Here is a 23241-nt window from a genome sequence, read left to right as displayed (position 1 = left end):
CATCCTGATTTTATTAGGAACCATTTATTCACGACGGAAAAAATGATCAAAGCACCATCGCGGCAATCACCCCGAAGATGATGAGTGGAATGTTGTAGTGTAAGAACGTTGGCCAAACCGTTTCACGAAGGTGATCGTGTTGACCGTCAGCGTTCAATCCACTCGTAGGTCCGAGGGTCGAGTCACTCGCAGGACTCCCGGCGTCACCAAGAGCACCTGCAGTCCCGATGATGGCAATCGTCGCCTCGACAGAGAAGCCATACTGTACACAAAGCGGTACGAAGATGGCCGCAATGATTGGAACTGTTGAGAAACTCGAGCCGATGCCAAGTGTAATGACGAGTCCGACAAGTAACATGACAAGAGCTGCAATCATTTTAGAATCACCCATCAAATCGCTCGCACCGTTGACGAGCGGGTCGATGGCACCTGTTTCACGAATAACGGCTGCGAATCCACTAGCGGCAATCATGACGAAACCGATGAATGCCATCATGCGCATCCCGCTCGTGAAGATATCATCGGCCTCTGACCAAGGGATGAGGCGGAAAATCGAGAGTAAGATTAGTCCTGTCACCGCCGAAGCAATCATCGACTCCGTCTGCAATTGGACGATGAGGACGATAAGAACGACGACAAGTGTCATGATCATCTTGAAGCCACTCATTTGACGAACTTCATAGTCAGACGGTCCGAGTGCAATCGTTTCGTACGTTCGTGGTTTCCGGTAGTGAATGAACGCGGCAATCAATCCAACGAGCATCCCTAATGCCGGGATTCCCATGATTGAGATGATATTGACGTCTCCGACAGCTAAGCCGTTCGCTTCAACGTTTGCAATCAAAATCTCGTTCAAGTAAATACCACCGAACCCGACAGGTAGCAACATATACGGTGTCACGAGACCAAACGTCAAGATGGTCGCAACGAGACGGCGATCTAATTTCAATTCATTGAATAAGACGAGTAACGGCGGAATCACAATCGGGATAAAGGCGATGTGAATCGGGAGTACGTTTTGTGAGCTGATTGACAACAATAAGAGAAGCGACAACAAGAACGCTTTAACGTACATTACGCGCTTTCCTGAAACGTCACGACCTGACATCGCAATTAACTTTTCAGCTAAGACGTCCGGTAGACCCGTCTTCGACAATCCGACGGCGAATGCACCAAGGAGCGCATAGCTAAGGGCGATGCTCGCTCCGCCGCCGAGACCGTCGCTGAAGGCGGTCAACGTATCGTTAAACCCGAGCCCTCCAACAAGCCCACCGACAAGCGCAGCTAATATTAAGGACAATACAATGTGCACACGACTGATGGCGAGTGCAAATAAGACGATGACTGCAAGGAGTACTGCGTTCATATTGATCCAACACCTTTCACAATTTCTTTCTCTTGGTATCACTTTAATATGATAAAGACTTTTTGAAATTTAACATATGATGTGATCCTTGTCAAATTGATTATGAAAAAAAGCGATAACTCGTGAAAGTTATCGCTTACGTGTTACAGATCGACGTTGTGATACACTTGGCGAACATCTTCCAAGTCTTCGAGCACATCGATTAATTTTTCAAACTGTTCTTTCGAATCGTCATCGAGCGACACCTCGTTTTGTGGAAGCATCGTCAGCTCGGCGACGGCAAACTCTTCAATCCCGGCAGACTTGAATGCAGTCTGAACGGCATGGAACGCTTCTGGCTCAGCATAGACGATGACCGTCTCATCTTCTTCGATGACATCACGAACGTCAAGGTCGTGTTCCATCATGAGTTCAAGGACATCGTCTGCCGACATTTGATTGACACCGATGACGGCTGTCGCATCAAACATGTAGGCGACCGAACCGCTGACACCCATGTTTCCTCCGTTTTTACCGAAAGCGGCACGTACTTCAGATGCTGTACGGTTCACGTTATTCGTCAACGTATCGACGATGACCATCGCACCGTTCGGTCCGAATCCTTCATAGCGAAGCTCATCGAAGTTTTCCTCGTCGCCACCTTTTGCTTTATCGATGGCGCGATCGATAATCGCACGGGGCACGTTATACGTCTTCGCACGCTCCACAACGAATTTTAATGACTGGTTCAACTCAGGATCAGGTTCCCCTTGACGGGCGGCCACATAAATCTCGCGACCGAACTTCGCATAGACGCGACTCGTGTTCGCGTCTTTTGACGCCTTCTTCTCTTTAATGTTGTTCCATTTACGACCCATTACATGTCATCTCTCTTTCCATTTGTACGTAGATTCATTACAGATTATATAAGAAGTTGCGTGAATTGACGAGAAAAGTTTTACTCGTCGCCCTTATCCATCTTCTCAACAATCTCGGTGAGCGTCTTCAAACTGTCAATGAGGCGGTCGGTTTCATCCTCGTTTAAAAAGGCGAGACGCTCCTCAAAAAGCCTCCGGAACGAGTCTCTCCGTTCGAGTAAAATACGCTCACCTTTCTCTGTCAACTGGTTCCAAATGACACGGCGGTCCCGTTCATCCGGTACGCGTGTAATATATCCTTCATTTAACAGTTTCGTGATGAGCGGGGTAACATTGGGCGGCGCGATGGAGAGTGTTTCACTAATTCGTCCATTTGTGACAGCCCCCTCGTCCTCAATCAACATCAACAGATGGAAATGAGAGAAGTTCAAGTTCGGAATTTGTGGGAAATCAGATCGACGTAGCAGTTTACGACGAATTAAAGGGATCAGTTTGACGAACTGGTCCGCAGCATCTTGTTTCGGCATAGTAGATTCACTTCCTAGTTAGGTTCTATTTTCATTATACACGAGTTAGGTGCAGTTGAACCTAAAAACGGGTTGATGTGATGATTGATACATCTTAGAAGAAATAGAACCGACACAATTAATGTAAGCGTTTACATTAAATTATTTAATTGTTTTCATGAAAACGTATTCGATTTTACTGAGGACACAGTTAAAAATCAAGGGCTATCAACAAATGACAAAAAAATATTGTGAAAGAGTTCACATTGTTGTCACCCACAAACTCTGAAAAACATTGTATTCTATGAATGTGAAGGGAAGCACAATCTCTTGAAAGCAGTCATCACATTGTGTCTTCCATCAAGTCAATATGTTCATTAAAAGCTCTCAATTATGAGGAGGAACCCAACATGGCAGTCAAAGAGAAAGCAAAAGTGGAAACTACAGCAGAACAAATGGTGGATACGCTCGTAGAGGGTGCACACGCCGCACTCGATACGTTGATGACGTTCGACCAAGAGAAAATCGATGAAATCGTACAAGCGATGGCGCTCGCTGGTCTTGAGCAACACGTCGCACTTGCGAAATTAGCACATACAGAAACTGGCCGCGGTGTCTTTGAAGACAAGATGATCAAAAATATCTTCGCGACAGAATATATTTACAACTCACTCCGTGGAGAAAAAACAGTTGGCGTTCTTGAAGACGACGTTCAAAACGGAATCACATACATCGCAGAACCAGTCGGTGTCGTCGCTGGGGTCACACCGGTCACAAACCCAACATCGACAACGATGTTCAAAGCGATCATCGCCATCAAGACACGTAACCCAATCATCTTCGCGTTCCATCCATCCGCTCAACAGTGTTCAAGTGAAGCGGCACGTGTCCTTCGTGACGCAGCGGTAGCAGCAGGTGCTCCTGAAAACTTGATTCAATGGGTTGAAGTCCCGTCGCTCGATGCAACAAAAGCACTCATGAACCACCCAGGTGTGGCGATGGTTCTTGCGACTGGTGGGGCAGCAATGGTCAAATCGGCTTACTCGACTGGTAAACCAGCACTCGGTGTCGGACCTGGTAACGTACCGGCTTACATCGATAAGACTGCGAAAGTGAAACGTGCCATCTCAGACGTCATCCTCTCCAAAACGTTCGACAACGGTATGATTTGTGCGTCTGAACAAGCAATCATCGTCGACCAAGAAGTTTACGAAGAAGTGAAGGCAGAAATGACGGCACTCGGTTGCTACTTCTGTTCACCTGAAGAAAAAGCGAAACTCGAAACACTCGTCATTCGTACGGACACATGTGCGGTCAACCCAGAAATCGTCGGGAAGCCAGCAGCGTGGATCGCTGAAAAAGCAGGTCTCAACGTACCGGCTGACACGAAAATCTTGATTGCTGAACTTGAAACGGTCGGCGCAACTGAACTTCTTTCTCATGAGAAGTTGAGCCCGGTTCTCGGTGCTTATAAAGTACAGTCACGTGAAGAAGGATTCGCGATCGCTGAAAAAATGCTCGAAATCGGTGGTCTCGGTCACACAGCGGTCATCCACTCAACAGATGACGATGCCATCCTTGACTTCGGTCTTCGCATGAAAGCTTGCCGCATCATCGTCAACTCACCTTCAGCACACGGTGGAATCGGTGACCTTTATAACGAAATGACACCATCCCTCACGCTCGGCTGTGGGTCATACGGTAAAAACTCCGTCTCAGAAAACGTGACGGCGAAACATCTACTCAACGTGAAAAAGGTGGCGAGACGTCGCGTGAATATGCAATGGTTCAAAGTACCTGAAAAAATCTACTTCGAGAAAAACTCGGTGCAATACCTTCAATCGCTCACAACAAAAAAACGGGCGATGATCGTCACGGATGAAATGATGGTCAAACTCGGATTTGCTGACAAAGTCATCAAGAACTTGCCAGCAGGTGTTGAGTACCGCATCTTTGACCAAGTCGAACCAGACCCATCTGTCGAAACGGTCATGAACGGTGCCGAAGCGATGCGTCACTTCCAACCAGACATGATTATCGCACTCGGTGGTGGATCACCGATGGATGCTGCGAAAGGAATGTGGCTCTTCTACGAACGTCCTGAAGAGAAGTTCTCAAACCTTCGTCAGAAATTCATGGATATTCGCAAACGGACGTACAAGTTCCCGACGCTCGGTAACAAATCAATGTTTATCGCCATCCCGACAACTTCTGGTACAGGTTCTGAAGTGACACCGTTCACCGTCATCACAGACAAAAAACGTAACGTGAAATATCCGATTGCTGACTATGCAATCACACCAGACGTTGCAATCGTCGACCCTGAGTTCGTCATGACCGTGCCAGCATCGATTACGGCTGACACAGGAATGGACGTCATGACGCACGCAATCGAAGCATACGTTTCAGTCATGGCGAATGATTACACGGACGGCCTTTGCCTCCGCGCCATCAAGATGATTTTCGACTACCTACCAAAAGCGTATGAAAACGGTAGCGATGCGGAAGCACGTCAGAAAGTGCACAACGCTTCAACGATGGCTGGTATGGCGTTCGCGAACGCGTTCCTTGGAATCAACCATTCGATCGCTCACAAAATCGGTGGAGAGTTCCACGTACCACACGGTCGTACGAACGCAATCCTTATGCCACACGTCATCCGCTACAACGCGACACGCCCATCAAAACTTGCGGCGTTCCCGAAATATGAGTCATTCATCGCAGACGAGCGTTACGCAGAAATCGCACGTTACCTCGGCCTTCCGGCAAGTACGACAGCAGAAGGTGTCGAGTCACTCGTCCAAGCGATCATCGAGCTCGGTCAACGTTTGAACATCAAGCTCTCGTTCAAAGCACAAGGCATCAAGAAAGCAGAACTCGATGCGAAGATTGACAAAATGGCAGTCGATGCATTCGAAGACCAATGTACGACGGCAAACCCGAAAATGCCGCTCGTTGAAGAGTTGAAAGAAATCATGTACGCAGCATACGAAGGCGTATAAGAAATCAAATCAATCAAGGTGCCCGTTCGAGAGAGCGGGCACTTTTTTTGAGGAGATAAAAGGTTAGTTAAGAAACGGTACAGGCGACGACATATTTTTTTGGTTGTTCGTTTCGGGTATGATAGAAGTGGAGGCGATACGATGAAACAAGAGATGACGATTACGACAGCATATGGAACGATTGCAGGAACTTTTCTTTCGCATGAGGAGCCTCGGGCGACCATTGTCATGTTGAGTGGAAGCGGACCAAGTGACCGTGATGGGAATATGGGTGGCGTCGGCTTTAATACGTACGGAAAATTAGCTGAGGCGCTATACGATCATGGCTATAACGTCTTTCGGTATGATAAACAAGGAATCGGGAAGTCGGATGGTGACTTCAATAAGGTCGGGTTACATGATTTGATTAACGATGCGATTCTAGTCGTGCGGACGATTCGACAACTCGCAGATGTGAATCATCTCTATATACTCGGTCATAGTGAAGGGGCAGTCCTTGCGCCCGCTGTACAATTGGAGACGAAATCCGATGGACTCATTTTATTGTCAGGGTTCCATGAGTCATCGAAACAGATGTTTTTATATCAGGCAGATGCCTTAGCAAAGGACGTCGAACGTGTCAAAGGATTGAAAGGCATGTTTTACCGGGTGACAGGGGTGGCGAAAAAGGTGAGACAGCGGCAGGATGACTTGCTCGAGCGATCTTTACGCACGAACGTTTCCGCTTTTAAATATAGAGGACAAGTCGTGAATGCAAAATGGATTCGCGAACATGCCTCGTATGACGTACGGGAGCGGTTAGAACATGTCACCGTTCCGGTCCTTGCGATTACAGGGGGACGTGACGTACAAGTCCCACCGGAACACGTTCATATGATTCGGACGAAAGGGGAGGTTACGTCCTCGATCATCGATGACATGAATCACCTACTCGTGAAGCGGGATTCACCGCACTCTCTTCTGACGCTCCATAAAGAATATCGTGAAGCGATTGATGAACCAATTCATCCAAAACTCGTACAAGAAGTGGTGGAATGGTTAAGAAAACAGTCATAAACATAAAAAACGGTCATTTATTGACCGTTTTTTATGTTATAATTGTGACAGATTGAATGTATATGAATGTTTTTGAATGATTTTAGTTGTTTTTATTATGAAAACGCTTTATATTAGACATATGGAGGGAACATGATGTTAACGAAACAACGACATCAGTTGATATTACAACGCTTATCTGAGCAGAAAGTCGTCAAATTGAAAGAGTTGGTTGATTTGACGGATTCATCCGAGTCGACGATTCGTCGTGATTTGACGGACCTCGAAGCGGAAGGATATCTGGCAAGGGTGCACGGGGGAGCGACACTCATCGCGACTCCTGACGAAGAACCGACATTTGAAGAGAAACGAGATCGTTTCGTCGATGAAAAAGTTGCGATTGCACGGAAGGCCGCAACATTCATTGAAGACGGGATGTCGATCTATTTAGATGCCGGGACAACGACTCAAGCGATGGTACCGTTTTTAGAAGGAAAGAAAATTGTCGTCGTCACGAACAGTCTACCGATAGCGAATGAATTATTTGATCTTGATATTAAGACGTTTGTGATAGGCGGAGAATTGAAACGGTCGACTCAAGCGCTCGTCGGATACAATGCACGCGAGAGCATGATGAATTATCGAGTTGACCTCGCTTTCCTCGGAATGAACGGAATCGACCTTGATGCAGGCTACACGACACCGGACCCAGAAGAAGCGCTTGTCAAAAAGACGGCAATTGAATTGGCACAGACGTCATACGTGCTCGCGGACGCATCGAAAATCGGGAAACGAACGTTCAGCCGAGTCGCCACGTTAGACGCTGCGCAATTGATCACATCAAGCGATGCATCAATGAGTTCCATCCAAACAATAACAAAGGTGGTGAATGCGAAATGATTTACACGTTAACACTCAACCCTTCTATTGATTACTATGTGACATTACCAGAAGTAAATTTAGGAGAAGTGAACCGAATCGAAGAAACGACCGAACGAGCAGGTGGAAAAGGGATCAACGTTTCGATCGTGCTTCGAGAATATGAAAAAGAAACGAAAGCGCTTGGCTTTATCGGTGGAACGACAGGTGATTTCATCAAAAAGTCGCTCGTCGACCATGGTGTGCACACGGATTTTGTTGAAGTAAACGGAAATACTCGAATCAACGTCAAGATTCGTGCAAAAGAAGAGACCGAATTGAACGCGAGCGGACCGAACATCACGGATGGTGAACTCGAACAATTGAAAGCGAAGTTCGACCAAGTCGATGAAGGTGACATCGTCGTTCTTGCGGGAAGTATCCCAAGCAATTTACCGGACTCGTTGTATCGGACAATCGCTGAATCGATTCGCGAAAAAGGTGCTGACTTCGTCGTCGATACGACGAAAGATGCCATGCTTGAAGTCCTTTCGCTCGAACCGTTGATGATCAAACCGAACCATCACGAGTTAGGCGAACTGTTCGATACAGAGATCGAGACGTTTGAGGACGCTCTTCCTTATGCGGAGCAGCTCGTTGAACGTGGCGCGAAAAACGTCATCATTTCGTTTGCAGGGGATGGAGCACTACTCGTCAACAAGGCCGGCGCGGTCACGGCGAACACACCGGTCGGTAAACTCGTCAACTCAGTCGGTGCCGGAGACTCACTCGTTGCCGGATTTGTCGCAAACGTCAAAGTAAAAGGCGAACAGGAGGCGTTCCGCTACGCTGTCACAACAGGCAGTGCGTCCGCATATACGTTTGGTCTTTGTTCAAAAGAAGATATTGATCGATTGATCGATCAAGTACAACTCACACCACTCAAACGAATGGAGGAAACAACATGAAAATCACGGACTTGCTTCAACGCGATACGATTCAATTGAATCTTCGTGCTAGCTCTAAGCGTGAGGTCATCGAAGAACTCGTCGATGTCCTCGACCGTGCCGGCAAACTATCTGACCGCGATGGATATCGTGACGCCATCTTAAAACGTGAAAGCGAGAGCACGACTGGACTCGGAGAAGGGATTGCCATCCCTCACGCGAAAACGAGTGCTGTCCAAACACCAGCAATCGCCTTCGGACGCTCAGAAGGAGTCGATTACGAAGCGTTGGACGGTCAACCAAGCCGACTCTTCTTCATGATTGCGGCAGGGGAGAACGCGAATAACGAACACCTTGAAACGCTCTCTAAATTATCGGTTTACTTGATGGACCCAGCATTCCAAGAGCGCCTCTATGCAGCGACTTCTGAAAGCGATGTCATCCGTGCCATCGAGGAGAAGGAAGCGGCTGAAGAGAAGCCGGAAGTCGTCAAACCGACGAACGAAGATGCTCCGTTCATCTTAGCGGTCACGGCTTGTCCGACAGGAATTGCCCATACGTATATGGCGGCCGACAGCTTGAAACAAAAAGCGGAAGCGATGGGTGTCGATATTAAAGTCGAAACGAACGGTTCTACTGGAGTGAAGAACGAGCTTACACGGGCAGACATCGATCGTGCGACAGCTATCATCGTCGCAGCGGATAAAGCTGTGGAAATGGAGCGTTTCGCCGGAAAACGCGTCATTGAAGTACCGGTTGCACAAGGAATTCGTAAACCGGAAGAACTCATCAATCGTGCCGTCAATCAAGATGCGCCGGTATATGAAGCTTCCAAAACGTCTGGTGCACCGAAAGAACAACGTACAGGTGTCTATAAGCACTTGATGAGCGGTGTATCTGCGATGCTACCACTCGTCGTCGCAGGTGGTCTCTTGATCGCAATCAGTTTCTTCTGGGGCATCAACTCTGCTAACCCGGATGATCCATCTTACAATGAATTCGCAGCACAGTTGATGACAATCGGTGGAGCAGCATTCGGATTCCTCGTTCCGATTCTTGCAGGTTTCATCGCGATGTCGATTGCTGATCGTCCAGGTCTCGCACCAGGTCTCGTTGCAGGGGTACTTGCAACCCAAGGAAACGCCGGATTCCTCGGTGGCCTCATTGCCGGTTTCTTGGCAGGTTACGTTGTTCTCTTCTTGAAAAAGGCGCTCGCGAAATTGCCTGCTTCGCTTGAAGGGATCAAGCCAGTTCTTTTGTATCCGTTACTCGGATCGTTTATTTCAGGTATGATTATGTTGCTTGTCGTCAATGAACCGATTGCTGCATTTATGACATGGTTGATGGATACGTTGAACAGCATGAGTGGAGCGAATGCGATCCTTCTCGGTGTCATCGTCGGTGGTATGATGGCAGTCGATATGGGTGGTCCAATCAACAAGACAGCATACGTGTTTGGTACGGCAGCTCTCACAGCAGGAAACCAAGAAGTCATGGCAGCCGTCATGGCGGGTGGAATGGTACCACCAATCCTTGTCGCACTTGCATCAACCGTATTTGCTCGTCAGAAATTCTCGAAACAAGAGCGTGAAGCTGGTAAGACTGCATATATCATGGGTGCTTCATTCATCACCGAAGCGGCCATTCCGTTCGCTGCTGCGGATCCGATTCGCGTCCTACCATCTGCCATCCTCGGTTCTGCAATCGCAGGCGGATTGTCAGCATTCTTCACGATTCAATTACCGGCCCCACACGGTGGAATCTTCGTCTTCCCACTTCTTGAAGGTGCTGGAAATGTCGCGATGAGCATGGGACTCTATGCCGTTGCCATCTTGACAGGTGCCCTCGTCGGTGCATTGCTCCTTTCATTCTTGAAGAAGCCGTTGACGTCATCTGCACCAGTGCAATCAAAAGAAGTCGCATAAACCGAGAGAGTCGTTGCCTCAGTAGAGGTGGCGGCTCTTTTTTATGGCAGAAGAACGATGAAAATTCACATAATCTCGGATTGCAAGTTGGGGATTTGTGGTAAACTATTTGTAAAGCTTCGGGTTAGGAGGGGGTCACATTGGACATTCGAGTCGCCAAACCAGATGATGTGTATGGGATTGCGAGAGTGCGTGTGAACGGATGGCGTACGACCTATCGGGGGATCGTACCGACTGAGTATTTATTGAAAGTTTCGTCCGGTTCCATCGAATGGGCAGAACGATTGCGCACAGCGCTTCGTCGGCAGGAAGTCGCCGGCTTTGTGGCGATCGTGGATGATGAGATTGTGGGCTTCGTCCTTTACGGAGAAGAGCGTACGGGTGAGTATCCAGACCATACGAACGAAGTGTATGCCATTTATATTTTGGAAAATCATCAAGGGAACGGAATCGGGTCCGCTCTCCTTGAACATGCCGTCCAATCGATGTGCGAGGCGGGACTTTTGATTTGGGCGCTTGAGATGAACCCATTCCGCACATTTTATGAGCGGAAACAAGGGCAGGTCATCGACCAAAAGGATCGGGAATTTGGTGAATTGTTACTCCGTGAAGTGGCGTACGGTTGGGAAACGACCCGTCATGATTCGATTATGGGTGCCTAAGCTTAGTGACTGTAGAATGTTCTACGGTCTTTTTTTGTGCCGATTGGAGCTTTTTTATCTATAGCGATTCATTCTGCCTTTGAGCTACAATCATAAACATACATGAAATAAATTCACCGTTTCATCTTCTATGTTCAATAAATCCTAGTAATGTGCATCTAGTTATCATTAAGGAACTCATATTGCTACTTCATGTGTGGTGACAAAATGGTATTCAATCACCTAGTTAAATGAGGGGGAAGTAGTGAAAATTTGTTTTTTTTAGGGGAAAAGAAAATGATACATTTTGATCAAGAAATCCAAAAGATACAAACTATGGCACAATCGCCAAAGAAGCTGTACCTTGCAATCCGTGCCGCCAGAGAATTAGTCCGAGAGTACCCAGACGAATTCATCGCCTGGACGACTCTCATTAGTGCTGAAATGGATACGCCGGAAGAAGACTATGAGAGTGCCTCCAAACACTTATTCGAAGCATTTGATAAGTTTCCGGAGCATTCGATTTTCTTCGCCCTCGGCGTATATCTTGAATCAACTTTCGTCTATCCAGTATATGACGAAACAAAGATTGAAGAGATTGAGTCGATGCTGAATAAAATGGATGCTAAATCAAAAGGGATCCTCTACTATTCAATAGCCAATCTACATCAATTCGAACGTCCAGATCAGTATGAACCGTACCTGTTAAAGGCGATTGAGGAGTACCCAGAATTTCCTCGTTACTATCTTGATCTTGGACTTTACTATATCTCAAACGAGAATATTGAAAAGGGAAAGCAATATGTAAGAGAAGGTTTGCTAAGAGTAAAAGAGTATCTTAATGAATCATCACTCCAAGACTATGAAATTTCTTTATATACGTTTATCGATGAAGAAATCGGTGGACTTTATATGTTCGAGGAGTCTTACCAAAAATATAAAGAAATGTCCTCATGAATCAATTAAAAATAGTGTTGTTCCATTATTTAAACTCTTCTATACTGAATTGAACAAAAAATTCCAAATGAAGGGTTGGGGAATGATGGAGCACCGAAAAATCTGTATCAAGTTAAGTGGAGCCGCTCTAGCTGGTGATGGACCGGATAATTTTGATGAAATGAGCCTCAGCCTGATTGCAGAGGAGATCTTGTCACTCGCAAATAGCGGGGTTGAAGTGTGTGTCATGGTCGGCGGGGGAAATCTCTTCCGAGGGAATCAAGCAGAAACGTGGGGGATTAATCGAGTGGAAGCTGACAGCATCGGGACGCTCGGGACAGTCATAAATTCATTGATGCTGCGTGGCATTTTGAAACGTGATGCCAGTCGAGAAGTACGCGTCATGACGTCGATTCCAATGCCAAGTGTAGCCGAGCCATACATTCAGCTTCGGGCCATCAATCATTTGAAAAAAGGGTATATCGTCATTTTCGCAGGCGGTAACGGTCAACCGTTCGTCTCTTCAGACTACCCGGCTGTTCAGCGTGCCATCGAAGTGGGATGCGATGCCTTGTTTGTGGCCAAGAACGGTGTCTCCGGCGTATTTGACCGAGACCCTCGGTTGGATTCGGAGGCGCGTCAATACGAAACCCTACACTATAACGACGTCATCGCTCATGACTTGAAAGTGATGGATCAATCGGCATTACTCCTCGCTAGAGACCACGGTTTGCCGATTCACTTGTTCGACTTCAAGGAACGGAACGCCATTCATCGGATTCTCAAAGGAGAGACCATTGGAACGATGATTCATTACCATGACACGCAACTTTTGCAGAATTGAGGGGACGATATGCATGAAGTAACAGATGGTCAAGTCGTGGGGACAAACGGAATACCTGTCTCGTATTCGTTCCTGCAACCTGATTCGTCATCCGACACGCTCGTGATGTTGTTGCCGGGATACGGATATACGAATGATTCCCCGATGTTTCGCTATACGACAGCGTTATGTTTAGAGAATGGATTGAACGTTCTTGAAATCAACTACAATTATCGGGATGAGCGGTATGATTCAGTCGATGTATCAGTGGCGATTGTTGACGATGTTCGTCTCGTCATCGACCAAGTGCTACAATCCCATTCTATTAATGAATACATAATCATCGGAAAATCGCTCGGTACGATGGCGATGGCAAGTGAGCTTACCCGAAACGTGTTTCATGATGCCAAACTGGTTTGGTTGACACCGTTGTTGAAACAAGACGACATATACGAAGCAATCCTGTTCCATAAAGGTAAACAGCTCGTGCTAATGGGAACGGCGGACCAACATTATGTAGATGAGAGAATGAAGCGTCTTGAACATCTGGCCTTGACCGAACTCGAGATTGTCAAGGAGATGAATCATAGTCTCGAGTACACAGGAGAGACATACCGGTCACTACGGTTACTTGAAACACTTCTCAAGCGCGTTGAGAAATTTATCATTGCACCATAAAGTTGTAAGGTGGTGAGTGTTTATAGATACTCATCACAATCTACAAGGGGGAATCGATATGATATTTACCACTGAGCGTTTACAAATCAGACCATTCAAGAATAGCGATCTGCCTGCCACATTTAATATCTATAAAAATGCTGACGTGTGTAGATATCTCTTACATGACCCTTGGACCTCCGAGAATATGAATGAAGCGTTTGCTAAAAAAATGACGAATTCTACTCTTACCGAAACAGGTACGTTAAATTTGGCGGTCATACATCAAGATGAAGTGATTGGAGATCTCACTGTCTGGTATACGGGTATGAAAGAAACGGTCGAAATCGGGTATTGTTTTTCTGATTCACACTCAGGAAAAGGGTATGCGACTGAAGCAGTTAAGGGATTACTTGAAAAATTGTTCCACGAGTTCAACCTACATCGAATACAAGCCAATCTTGATGCAAGGAATGTCGCTTCTCAAAAATTATGCGAGCGAATTGGAATGAGAAAAGAAGCTCATTTCTTAAAGGACTATTGGAATAAGAATGAATGGACCGACAGCATGGTGTATGGAATACTACATTAGGAACTCAAGAAGTGATCAGACGATCAGTAAAAATAAGACTAAGAAAAGGAGATGACACACGTCACCTCCTTTTTCGTTTATAGTTTCTCAACGACCGTTTTCGGGTCGACTCGTTCTGTATAGTCAGCGGGCACATCACTGAATGAAATCGCACCATCCGGTTGGATGATGAACGTCGCTGGCTTCGGAAGTTGCCAGTCCTCATTGCCGTTATGTGCATCGACTTGAAGACCAGACGCCTCATAAATCTCAATCAAATAATCCGGCATATCAAAGACAAGGTCAAATTGGCGTGCGACTTGATTATCAACGTCGCTTAACACGTAAAAATCGAGCTCATTCTTCTCTTTCGTAGATAGTGAGTAATCCGGAGTCTCCGGGCTGATTGCCACGAGCGTCGCACCCTTTTCCTCAATTTGTGCCAATTCTCGCTGATACGCTCGGAGTTCGAGGTTACAGTATGGGCACCATCCACCGCGATAAAACGTGACGATGACAGGGCCTTTTTCAAGAAGTGTTTTCAAACCGACTTCTGTCCCATCCGCATGAGGCAATTCAAACAGCGGAGCTTGATCCCCGACTGCTAAACCGGTAGCCACCCCTGATTCTTTCAATTCTTGTGTCGCCTGCGCCATCAAACGTTGTTTTTCGGCTGGCGCTTTTTGCTTGAATTGATCTTTATACGCTTTGATTTCTTCCAATAATGTATTCATATTTTTACCCCCTTTTCCGATATGTTAACTTAATACATTTCAGATTTCGAATATAATGATTTGTCGTTATGTTCTGAATAAAGTGAAACTCCATTTCAGCTTCCGAAAAATAATTTTCGAATAATTCAATCAATGATTAACATCTATTTTTCCTAACCGATATTGTAAGTAACCCAAGGAGGATTCGGTACCCCATTCCGATGCTTCTTGAACATTCTATTCGGGGTAAGGAGATGTTTTATGAGACAGAAACGTACCATCAGCATCAAACAAAAATTAATTGTCTTATCAGTCCTATTACTACTCATTCCAGCAACATTGATCGGGGTCGTCGCTTATACGCAGGCGAAACAAAAAATCGAGTCACAAATGATCCAGTCTGCCAATTCGGGGGTAGACCGGATGAATAATGAAGTGACGAATTTGATTGCTCCGATTCAGACGGACATTTCATTCTTCTCCAATCGGATTGATGCATCCATCTATGAAGAAGGTGAAGACAATCAAGCGTTAGCAGAAAAGTTCACGGAATACTTAGACACACACCCTAAAGTGACAAATATTTATTTTGCCTCAGCGGAAGGTACGATGACGATCTATCCTGAGCAAGAATTGCCGGAAGGGTACGATCCACGGACTCGTCCTTGGTATGAGGCGGCAGAAGCGAGTGGTCAAGACGTCGCCATCACGAATCCATACGTAGACGCCGCTTCTCAAAAAATGATGATCACGGTCTCTAAAAAGACGGCAGATGGTCGCGGGGTCGTTGCGGTTGATGTGGACGTGAATGATATTGCAGAAGTCGCAAAGAATATTCAAATCGGTGAAGAAGGATATGTGGCTATCTTCGATGAGGCCAGACAAGTCGTCATTCATCCATCGATTGCTGTCGGAGAGAAATCAGAAGAGTCATCGATGGGATCTGTTTTTGCAACAGATGAGGGAATCCTGTCCGCTGAAGAGAATGGAGAGGGTGTCGAAAAGGCGTTCGTGACGAACCCGCTCACAGGGTGGAAAATCACAGGGACCCTATACGATGGTGAAATTCAAGACGAGACTGTCGGCATCCTTTGGACGACCGTATTCGTCATTATCGGTATGTTCGGTGTGGCGGCTATTCTTCTATATTTCGTTCTCCGCTCAATCTTGCGCCCGTTACGCTTATTAACCGAGGGGGCAGAACGGATCAAGTCCGGCGATTTGACTGAACCGATCAGCGTCTTATCGAACGATGAAATCGGTCGCGTTTCAGAGAGTTTCAATGAGATGAGTGCATCACTGCGAATGGTATTACTTCGTCTAGACGATTCAATTAGTCAAGTCGCAGCATCTTCGCAGGAATTGATGGCGAACTCCGCACATAATTCCGATTCGTCAGAACAGATTGCTCGTGCGGTCGACCAGATGGCGGTCAGTGCCGATGGTTCAAAACGTCAGCTCGATGACAACGCGACGTCACTCCAGGCCATCACGTCCGGAATCATGCGCATCTCAGAGAGCTCGATGGACGTGTCTGAACTATCACGTGAGACGTCAAATGAAGCAGAAGATGGATCAACGACCGTGCGAGAGAACGTTAAACAGATGCAGGCAATCGATGCGTCGGTCGTTACGTTTGAAGGTGTCATCCAATCGTTGGCACATCGTTCAAGCGAAATTGGAGAGATCGTCTCGGTCATCAACGGGATTGCAGAACAGACGAACCTGCTCGCTTTAAATGCAGCAATTGAAGCGGCACGTGCAGGAGAGAACGGGAAAGGGTTCGCTGTCGTGGCGAGCGAGGTTCGAAAGCTTGCCGAGCAGTCCCAACAGTCGACGAAACAAATTGCGGCATTGATTGACCGCATCAAACAGGAGACAGAGCAATCCGTCCACTTGATGCAAGAAGTATCCACTCATACGAAAGCCGGTCTCATTTCTTCAGAAATGACGGCAGACCGATTTGAGAAAATCAAAGAACGAACGGTCGCGATGACACCGCGAATCGAAGACGTTACTGCAACTGTCGAGGAGATTGCGGCAAACGTCCAAGAAGTAGCGGCGACCGCATCCCAAATTGCTGACATCGCCGACGAGAACTCAAGTGTCTCCAAACAAGTCGCAGCGACGACAGACGACCAGTTGAAATCAATTGAAGAAGTGTCACAATCGGCGAAGGCGCTCGCGACGATGGCGGAAGAATTACAAGACCTCGTCTCAAGATTCAAACTATAAAATGAAAAAGAAGCAGAGCGCCGAGCTCTGCTTCTTTCGTTATAAAATCGGGCTGAGGAGTCGTGAGACACCCTCCCGAGCACGTACTGTCCATTTCCGCTTTTCATAGTCTTCCATCGTATACGTTCGACTGACTGACGTGTCTGTCTCAAATAAGGAAACAAGTTCGAGGGCGACGCGTTCGTCGTAAATGACTGCGTTCACTTCAAAGTTGAGACGGAAACTTCGGGCATCCAAATTCGTCGTTCCGACCGTCGCAATCTCATCATCGACGACAAGTGTCTTCGCGTGGAGGAAGCCTTCATCATACAGATAGACGTTTGCCCCATAATCGAGCAATTCTCCGAGGAAGGAGAGCGACGCCCACATGACGAACGGGTGGTCCGGTTTTCCTGGGATCATGATGTCCATCTGTACGCCGGAGTTGAGTGCCATTTTACATGCATCCATAAAACTCGTGTCTGGTATAAAATAAGGGGTTTGGATGACGACCCGTCGTTTCGCTGACATAATCATTTTAATCATCATATTTTTTAAATGTTCGGTATCCGAATTTGGACCGCTCGTGACGATTTGCATTGGCGAATTGTCTTTAATCTCATGTCTCGCAAAGCAGAACGTATTCTCCGGGTCATGCTTGCGGTGACCTGAGTAATTCCAGTCCAGGATGAAGCGGTGTTGAAGATTGTAGACGACGTCTCCTTCGACGCGTAAATGGGTATCGCGCCAATATCCGAACTTCTCAACGAGTCCGAGATATTCGGTCCCGACATTAAAGCCACCGACATACCCGACCTTCCCATCGATGATGACGACTTTTCGGTGGTTGCGGTTGTTCAACTTAAAATTGATCATCCCAAGTGTCGGTGGGAAGAAGACGCGTACTTCCCCATCGTTCGCAATTAATTCTTTGAAGTCCGAGTTCCGAAGACTACGAGAACCGACCGCATCGTAAAGGAGCCGAACTTTGACACCCGCTTTCGCTCGTTCAATCAATTCCTTTAAGAGTGCTTGTCCGAGAGCATCACGCTGGATGATATAGTACTGAATATTGATTTCGGTTTCAGCGGAGCGGATGTCATCCATCAACGCCTTAAACTTTTGTTCACCGTCATGTAAGATGAGGGAACGGTTATGTACACTGATCAATGATTTTGAAGAGCGCAAGTTCATTTGAAGCAGTTGGTCATACTTTTCGAACAGTGGCTGCGCAAGTTGCGTCTGACGTGTGTGGATCTGTTCGAGCTGTGCTTCCACTTGTAGCGCATGAAAAGAGCGTTCTTCCACACTTAAATTATAAAAGTTATCCTTTTTGAGTTGTCGCCCGAGGAACAGGTAAATGATAAACCCGAGCACCGGCAAGAAAAATAGGACGAGCAACCAGGCCCAAGTCGCGCCGACGTCACGTCTTTCGGCAAAAATGACGGCGAGTGCGAACAATAAGTTTAACCCGAGGACGATATATAGCCCCCAATTGAAAATAACGGACCAATCCAACGACATACACCCCTTAAAAATCGATTTGTAGCTTAATCATACAACAAATGCGGGAATAGGTTGCTATCAAATGAAATAGGGGGAGAAGACAATGAACATGGAAGTCGTATGGAAGCAAGGCATGGCGTTTGAGACGCATACGCCGTCGGGGCACACGGTGACACTTGATGCGTCCGAGGACGTGGGCGGTCTCGACAAGGGACCTCGTCCGACGGAGATGTTACTTCACGCCACCGCGTCTTGCACGGGGATCGATATCGTCTCCATTTTGCATAAGATGCGTCAACCGTTAGAATCGTTCGAAATGAAGATCGATGGGGTTCGGGCAATCGATTATCCGAAACGCTTTACAGCCATTCACATCTTGTATATTCTGAAAGGCGACATGTCGGAAGAGCGGGTGCGACGTGCGATTGAACTATCTGTTGAACGCTATTGTTCTGTTTCACACAGTCTCAATGCCACTTTATCCTACAGCTATCAATTGAACGATGGCGAGGTCACGCCGTTCGAACTTCAACAGTGAGCAAGATGGTTGAAAGGCAATCTGTTCTCCGTTATATTTGTATTTCAAATACTGTATAACTAAAGGAGGACGTTATGATTCGACTCGCGACGAAGCGCGATGCCAAAAACATCGCGAACCTAATCGAACAACGAGCCGTAGCGCTAAATGAACAAGGAAGCGACCAATGGACCGAATATTTGGAACAGGACCTCGTAGAGCGTGTGCGCACTGACATTGCAGAAGGCAGTGTATATGTCTTTGAAGATGACCAACAAATTTTAGCTTCTATCGCCTTGTTGCCCCCGGACGACTGGGATGACAACTTATGGGACGACAGTGAGCGTGGACAATATATCCATCGAATCGTCGTCAGCGAAAAGCTGAAAGGTCGTGGCGTCGGGCAGCAACTCATGGAGCACGTACTAGAGGAAGCCGATGAAGATGAACCAATTCGTCTAGATTGTGTTGCTGACAATGAATTCCTAAATAGTTATTATCCACGTTTTGGTTTCGTCTTTGTCGATTCACGAAACGGGTACAATACGTTCGAATACAGATTAGATGAGAGCATGAGTGCATAAGGGTCTATGGACCCTTTTTTTTTGATACAATAATATAAGCGAAAAGGAGGAGTTTTCATGATTAAAACCATTTTGGTAGGGTTCGGCTTTTCAGCGAACACATTCCATCTGCCGTTTTTAAAGGCGATTGACACTTTTGAAGTGAGCGGCGTCGTGTCATCGCGTCCGGATGAAGTAAAGGCTGAATTACCGGATGCCACGGTGTATGCGACATTAGACGAGGCGCTGCAAACAGATGCTTCTTTGTATGTCATTACCACACCATCGCATTTACATAAAGAGATGATTGTTGCCTGCCTCAAAGCTGGGAAAGATGTGTTGGTTGAAAAACCCGCATTCCTGACAACGGCAGAAGGATCTGAGTTGATGAGCATCGAAGCGGAGTCTGAGGGAATCGTCAATGTTTATCAAAACCGTCGTTATGACGGTGATTTCTTAACGATTCGGTCATTGCTCGACTCAAATGTGTTAGGGGAGTGGAAAGTGATTGAATCCCGATTTGATCGTTTCCGACCGAACGTACGGGACCGTTGGCGTGAAAATGCAGGTCCGGGATCAGGGATTTTGTTTGACTTAGGAAGTCATCTCATCGATCAGACGCTCGCCTTGTTCGGAAAACCTGACAAGATTCAAGCGGATGTGATGATTCAACGCGAGGGTGGACAGTCTGACGACGGATTCTACGTGACATTCTATTATGGAGAGAAGCGAGTGTATCTTCGCTCGAATCCATTCATCGCTGGCGAAACTCCGCGGTTCGAAGTCCATGGAACGAAAGGTAGCTTCGTGAAGTTCGGACTTGACCCTCAGGAAGAGGCACTGAAGCATGGAAAGTTGGCGAGTGACGTGTTAGAAACTGGAATCTTATCGACGGATGAGGTCGAAACGATTCAAATCGAGAAAGGTGACTATTTGATGTATTATCATCAGTTAGCCGAAAGCTATCAGACACGGCAACCTGTCGTTTCATTAAGGGATGGGACACTCACGACGCAAATGATTGAACTCGCTCGACAATCGTCCGAGACGGGTCAAGTGATTTCAGTAGATTGATGTCCATAAGACTTCTATCAAGAACGAATTCGCCTAAGTGCGAGTTCGTTTTTTTTTGAACAAAAACGGAAAAGAAATCACGATATTTATTTCGTGAATTACCTTTATCGGATATTGATTGTTAACAACAAAAAGTTAAATTCTTCACTGGTGTGCTCATCCTTTAATGGGAAAAGTGGTTATGGAAATCACTTACTGAAAAGGGGATGAGATGATGGAATTCAAAATCATCAAAGACCAAATGGAATGGGAAAAATGGTTGGATCTAACAACATGCGATGCGTATGATCATTTTGATTATGTCAACGTGAATTGTGAATCGAACGACTCACCAGAGCTGTTTCTCGCCATCACGTCAAAAGGGATGCTTGTATATCCATATATCCGTCGCAGAATCAATGAAAGATATGATGACCTTGTGACAGCTTATGGATATGGTGGTCCGTTTCGTGTTGGGAAGTTCACAGATGATGAGGTGAAAGTTGCAAGGCAACATTTCATTGAACGCAAGGAGAACGAGAAAACGGTGACCGAAACGATTCGTTATCATCCATTAAGAATTGATGAGGTCATTATGGAAACATTCGGGAGAGCAATTCCAGTACGACAGACTGTCCATGTCCAACTAGATGAACCGTATGAATGTTTGGCTGAGCGATTTCATAAAATGACGAAGCGAAACGTGAAACGAGCCATCCGTGAACAGTTGACTGTCACGCGTGGTGACGCTTCAGATATTCACACATTTATGCATCTTTATGAGGCGACCATGAATCGTCGGGATGCGATTGAAGACTATTATTATACCGATTCTTATTTCACTCAGTTACTGACGAGCGAATCCTTTGAAGCGGAATTTCTATTTGCTGTGTTTGAAAACACCGTGGTTGCAGGAGTTCTGGTATTGTACGGAGATGAGGGAGCCAATTATCACCTTGGAGGGTCTCTTAAGGATTACTTACCTCTCCGTCCAAACCATTTCCTCTTCAGTGAAATGATTCGCCGGTCAATTGAGAAAGGGAAAAGACATTTGCACCTTGGAGGAGGCGCAACAGGAGAAGACGCACTTTATGAATTTAAGATGAGCTTCTCTGGGAACGAACCACTTACGTATTATATTGGTCAACACGTATTTAACGAGGACGTTTATCAGAAATTGAATACGCGTCATATCCAACAGCATGGAGTGTCAGACTACTTCCCAATTTACCGGACACCTGTAAGGTTGGATACCCCACTCCCGGAAGCAAAATAAAAAAATCGATGCCGCTGAACAAACCGTTCGAGCGTGCATCGATTTTTTTATGCGGCATCTTCTTCTGTTGATTCAACTTTTTCCGTATGACGGACAATCGGGAAATTTTTAAAGAGTCGACTTCCAATCAATCCGAATCCGATTCCAAGGATGAATAAAACAACAGCTGTCAGTGTGACGGTCTGCCAGTCGTTAAAACCATACATGACGAGTAGACCAGGAATACCCGCAGCCGACCCGGGGGCATCATTGATCATACCGGTCATCGCTACAATCAATCCTGCGATTGCACCCCCTACAAAGTTCACACTATAGATTGGGATTGGATTCGCCGAGATGAGGTCGGCCTGTGTCAACGGTTCAATGGCTACAGAAAGCTGGTCTTTTTTCGTACCGATTTTCAGTTGACGGAACAACAGGTAGTTCATCGAAATGGATGCAGTCAACGCGAGAGCGGCAATCGCCATCGGCACACCTGTCAATCCGAGCATCGCCGTCAAAGCCATTGAGCTGAGAGGTGACGTCGACACCACAGTAACGATTCCACCGAGAACGAGTCCCATGACGACCGGGTTTTGCGTCGCGGCGAGTTCGATGACTGCACCGATTTGTGCAAGTGTATTTGAAACCAGTGGGTCCACGCCAGTAGCGACGAGACGTGCGAGAGGTGCCATCACGATGACGTAGAAAATCATATCGACACCTGTCGGAAGATAGCGGTTTATTCGTGTGCCAGCCAGAGCCAAGATGTATCCTGCGAAAAATCCAGGAAGGATCCCGAAACCAGACACGGATAACCCGATCATTAAACTATAAACGGGATTGATTCCGAGTGCGATGGCAACGAGTGCCGCGGCAGCAGGACCAGATAATGAACCGGCTGCCTGCCCGACTTCTTCATATAAAGGGAGTGGCAGTAATCCGCCGATGGCATAAGCGTTGAATGCTTCGACGAGGAAGCTTGCGATTGCCGCACCTGCCAATGCGCCCATCGCTTTCATTCCGTATGGCGCCTTGTAACTGAAAAGTGTGAACAAGGCGAGGATGAGCAGTAAAAGTGCAATTCCTTGAATAATGACCATAAACTCTTCCTTCTTTCTATCTATCTGTATTCATTCATAATTTCTTCTATATTCAATGATTGAAAGGCTTCTGTAAAGCCATTTTCATCAGAAAAATCAAAATTGATTCATGATACCGTTTACATGAAGAAATAAAGAATCATGGGAGCGTTTTCTTTGAAAAATGACATCAATTATACAAGTTTGGACGTGT

21 protein-coding genes are annotated in these 23241 nt (G+C 46.5%); 15 read left to right on the top strand and 6 right to left on the bottom strand.

The window, feature by feature from the left end:
* Positions 1–46: 46 nt before the first annotated feature.
* From PJK55_RS03780 to PJK55_RS03770, 3 genes are all read right to left on the bottom strand, one after another.
* Positions 47–1366, bottom strand: a complete 1320-nt coding sequence (locus PJK55_RS03780; protein WP_271304875.1) for a Na+/H+ antiporter family protein — start codon at positions 1364–1366, stop codon at positions 47–49.
* 143 nt (positions 1367–1509) lie between these two features.
* Complete coding sequence (locus PJK55_RS03775) at positions 1510–2223, bottom strand: YebC/PmpR family DNA-binding transcriptional regulator (RefSeq protein ID WP_271304874.1); 714 nt, start codon at positions 2221–2223, stop codon at positions 1510–1512.
* Positions 2224–2303: 80 nt separating this feature from the next.
* On the bottom strand, positions 2304–2750 hold the full coding sequence (locus PJK55_RS03770; protein WP_031423822.1) for a MarR family winged helix-turn-helix transcriptional regulator: 447 nt from the start codon (positions 2748–2750) through the stop codon (positions 2304–2306).
* A 389-nt stretch (positions 2751–3139) separates the two neighbouring features.
* Here PJK55_RS03770 and adhE point away from each other — a divergent pair, with 389 nt between their 5' ends.
* The 10 genes from adhE to PJK55_RS03720 all read left to right on the top strand — a co-directional run bounded on the left by adhE (position 3140) and on the right by PJK55_RS03720 (position 14145).
* Complete coding sequence (gene adhE, locus PJK55_RS03765) at positions 3140–5731, top strand: bifunctional acetaldehyde-CoA/alcohol dehydrogenase (protein ID WP_271304873.1); 2592 nt, start codon at positions 3140–3142, stop codon at positions 5729–5731.
* Positions 5732–5872: 141 nt separating this feature from the next.
* Positions 5873–6787 carry an alpha/beta hydrolase gene (locus tag PJK55_RS03760; protein WP_271304872.1) on the top strand — a complete coding sequence of 305 codons (915 nt, stop codon included), beginning with the start codon at positions 5873–5875 and terminating at the stop codon, positions 6785–6787.
* Positions 6788–6922: 135 nt separating this feature from the next.
* Positions 6923–7666, top strand: coding sequence for a DeoR/GlpR family DNA-binding transcription regulator (locus PJK55_RS03755; protein ID WP_214875742.1), 744 nt, complete (start codon positions 6923–6925; stop codon positions 7664–7666).
* Positions 7663–8592, top strand: a complete 930-nt coding sequence (gene pfkB, locus PJK55_RS03750) for a 1-phosphofructokinase (RefSeq protein ID WP_271304871.1) — start codon at positions 7663–7665, stop codon at positions 8590–8592. The genes PJK55_RS03755 and pfkB overlap by 4 nt, the downstream gene beginning before the upstream one ends.
* Positions 8589–10496 (top strand): PTS fructose transporter subunit IIABC, encoded by a 1908-nt coding sequence (locus PJK55_RS03745; RefSeq protein WP_271304870.1) that lies wholly within the window; start codon positions 8589–8591, stop codon positions 10494–10496. The genes pfkB and PJK55_RS03745 overlap by 4 nt, the downstream gene beginning before the upstream one ends.
* A gap of 140 nt (positions 10497–10636) precedes the next feature.
* The gene (locus PJK55_RS03740) at positions 10637–11158 is read left to right on the top strand and encodes a GNAT family N-acetyltransferase (RefSeq protein WP_214692154.1); all 522 of its coding nucleotides are present in this window, start codon (positions 10637–10639) and stop codon (positions 11156–11158) included.
* Positions 11159–11434: 276 nt separating this feature from the next.
* Positions 11435–12094 (top strand): hypothetical protein, encoded by a 660-nt coding sequence (locus PJK55_RS03735; RefSeq protein WP_271304869.1) that lies wholly within the window; start codon positions 11435–11437, stop codon positions 12092–12094.
* Positions 12095–12176: 82 nt separating this feature from the next.
* Entirely contained in the window at positions 12177–12917 is a 741-nt protein-coding gene (pyrH, locus tag PJK55_RS03730) for a UMP kinase (protein WP_271304868.1), read from the top strand.
* A gap of 9 nt (positions 12918–12926) precedes the next feature.
* Positions 12927–13574 (top strand): alpha/beta family hydrolase, encoded by a 648-nt coding sequence (locus tag PJK55_RS03725; protein ID WP_271304867.1) that lies wholly within the window; start codon positions 12927–12929, stop codon positions 13572–13574.
* A 58-nt stretch (positions 13575–13632) separates the two neighbouring features.
* The gene (locus PJK55_RS03720) at positions 13633–14145 is read left to right on the top strand and encodes a GNAT family N-acetyltransferase (protein ID WP_271304866.1); all 513 of its coding nucleotides are present in this window, start codon (positions 13633–13635) and stop codon (positions 14143–14145) included.
* A 77-nt stretch (positions 14146–14222) separates the two neighbouring features.
* Here PJK55_RS03720 and PJK55_RS03715 read toward each other — a convergent pair whose 3' ends face one another.
* Positions 14223–14858 (bottom strand): peroxiredoxin-like family protein, encoded by a 636-nt coding sequence (locus PJK55_RS03715; protein ID WP_271304865.1) that lies wholly within the window; start codon positions 14856–14858, stop codon positions 14223–14225.
* Positions 14859–15098: 240 nt separating this feature from the next.
* Here PJK55_RS03715 and PJK55_RS03710 point away from each other — a divergent pair, with 240 nt between their 5' ends.
* On the top strand, positions 15099–17072 hold the full coding sequence (locus PJK55_RS03710; RefSeq protein WP_271304864.1) for a methyl-accepting chemotaxis protein: 1974 nt from the start codon (positions 15099–15101) through the stop codon (positions 17070–17072).
* Between the two features lie 39 nt (positions 17073–17111).
* Here the strand turns inward: PJK55_RS03710 and cls are convergent, their stop codons facing one another.
* Positions 17112–18569 carry a cardiolipin synthase gene (gene cls, locus PJK55_RS03705; RefSeq protein WP_271304863.1) on the bottom strand — a complete coding sequence of 486 codons (1458 nt, stop codon included), beginning with the start codon at positions 18567–18569 and terminating at the stop codon, positions 17112–17114.
* Between the two features lie 91 nt (positions 18570–18660).
* On the opposite strand from cls, the gene PJK55_RS03700 reads away from it, so the two are divergent.
* From PJK55_RS03700 to PJK55_RS03685, 4 genes are all read left to right on the top strand, one after another.
* Positions 18661–19095 carry an OsmC family protein gene (locus PJK55_RS03700; protein ID WP_271304862.1) on the top strand — a complete coding sequence of 145 codons (435 nt, stop codon included), beginning with the start codon at positions 18661–18663 and terminating at the stop codon, positions 19093–19095.
* Positions 19096–19169: 74 nt separating this feature from the next.
* Entirely contained in the window at positions 19170–19658 is a 489-nt protein-coding gene (locus PJK55_RS03695; RefSeq protein WP_271304861.1) for a GNAT family N-acetyltransferase, read from the top strand.
* 57 nt (positions 19659–19715) lie between these two features.
* On the top strand, positions 19716–20711 hold the full coding sequence (locus PJK55_RS03690) for a Gfo/Idh/MocA family oxidoreductase (RefSeq protein ID WP_271304860.1): 996 nt from the start codon (positions 19716–19718) through the stop codon (positions 20709–20711).
* Positions 20712–20925: 214 nt separating this feature from the next.
* Positions 20926–21966: a lipid II:glycine glycyltransferase FemX gene (locus tag PJK55_RS03685; protein WP_271304859.1), complete on the top strand. Its 1041-nt coding sequence runs from the start codon at positions 20926–20928 to the stop codon at positions 21964–21966.
* Positions 21967–22013: 47 nt separating this feature from the next.
* Here the strand turns inward: PJK55_RS03685 and PJK55_RS03680 are convergent, their stop codons facing one another.
* Positions 22014–23048, bottom strand: coding sequence for a PTS sugar transporter subunit IIC (locus tag PJK55_RS03680; protein ID WP_224860897.1), 1035 nt, complete (start codon positions 23046–23048; stop codon positions 22014–22016).
* Positions 23049–23241: the final 193 nt, after the last annotated feature.

The organism is Exiguobacterium sp. MMG028 (assembly GCF_027947425.1).
Lineage (GTDB): Bacteria > Bacillota > Bacilli > Exiguobacteriales > Exiguobacteriaceae > Exiguobacterium > Exiguobacterium aestuarii_A.
Note: the sequence above shows the minus strand (reverse complement) of the source record. Positions and strands in the feature narration are given on the sequence as shown.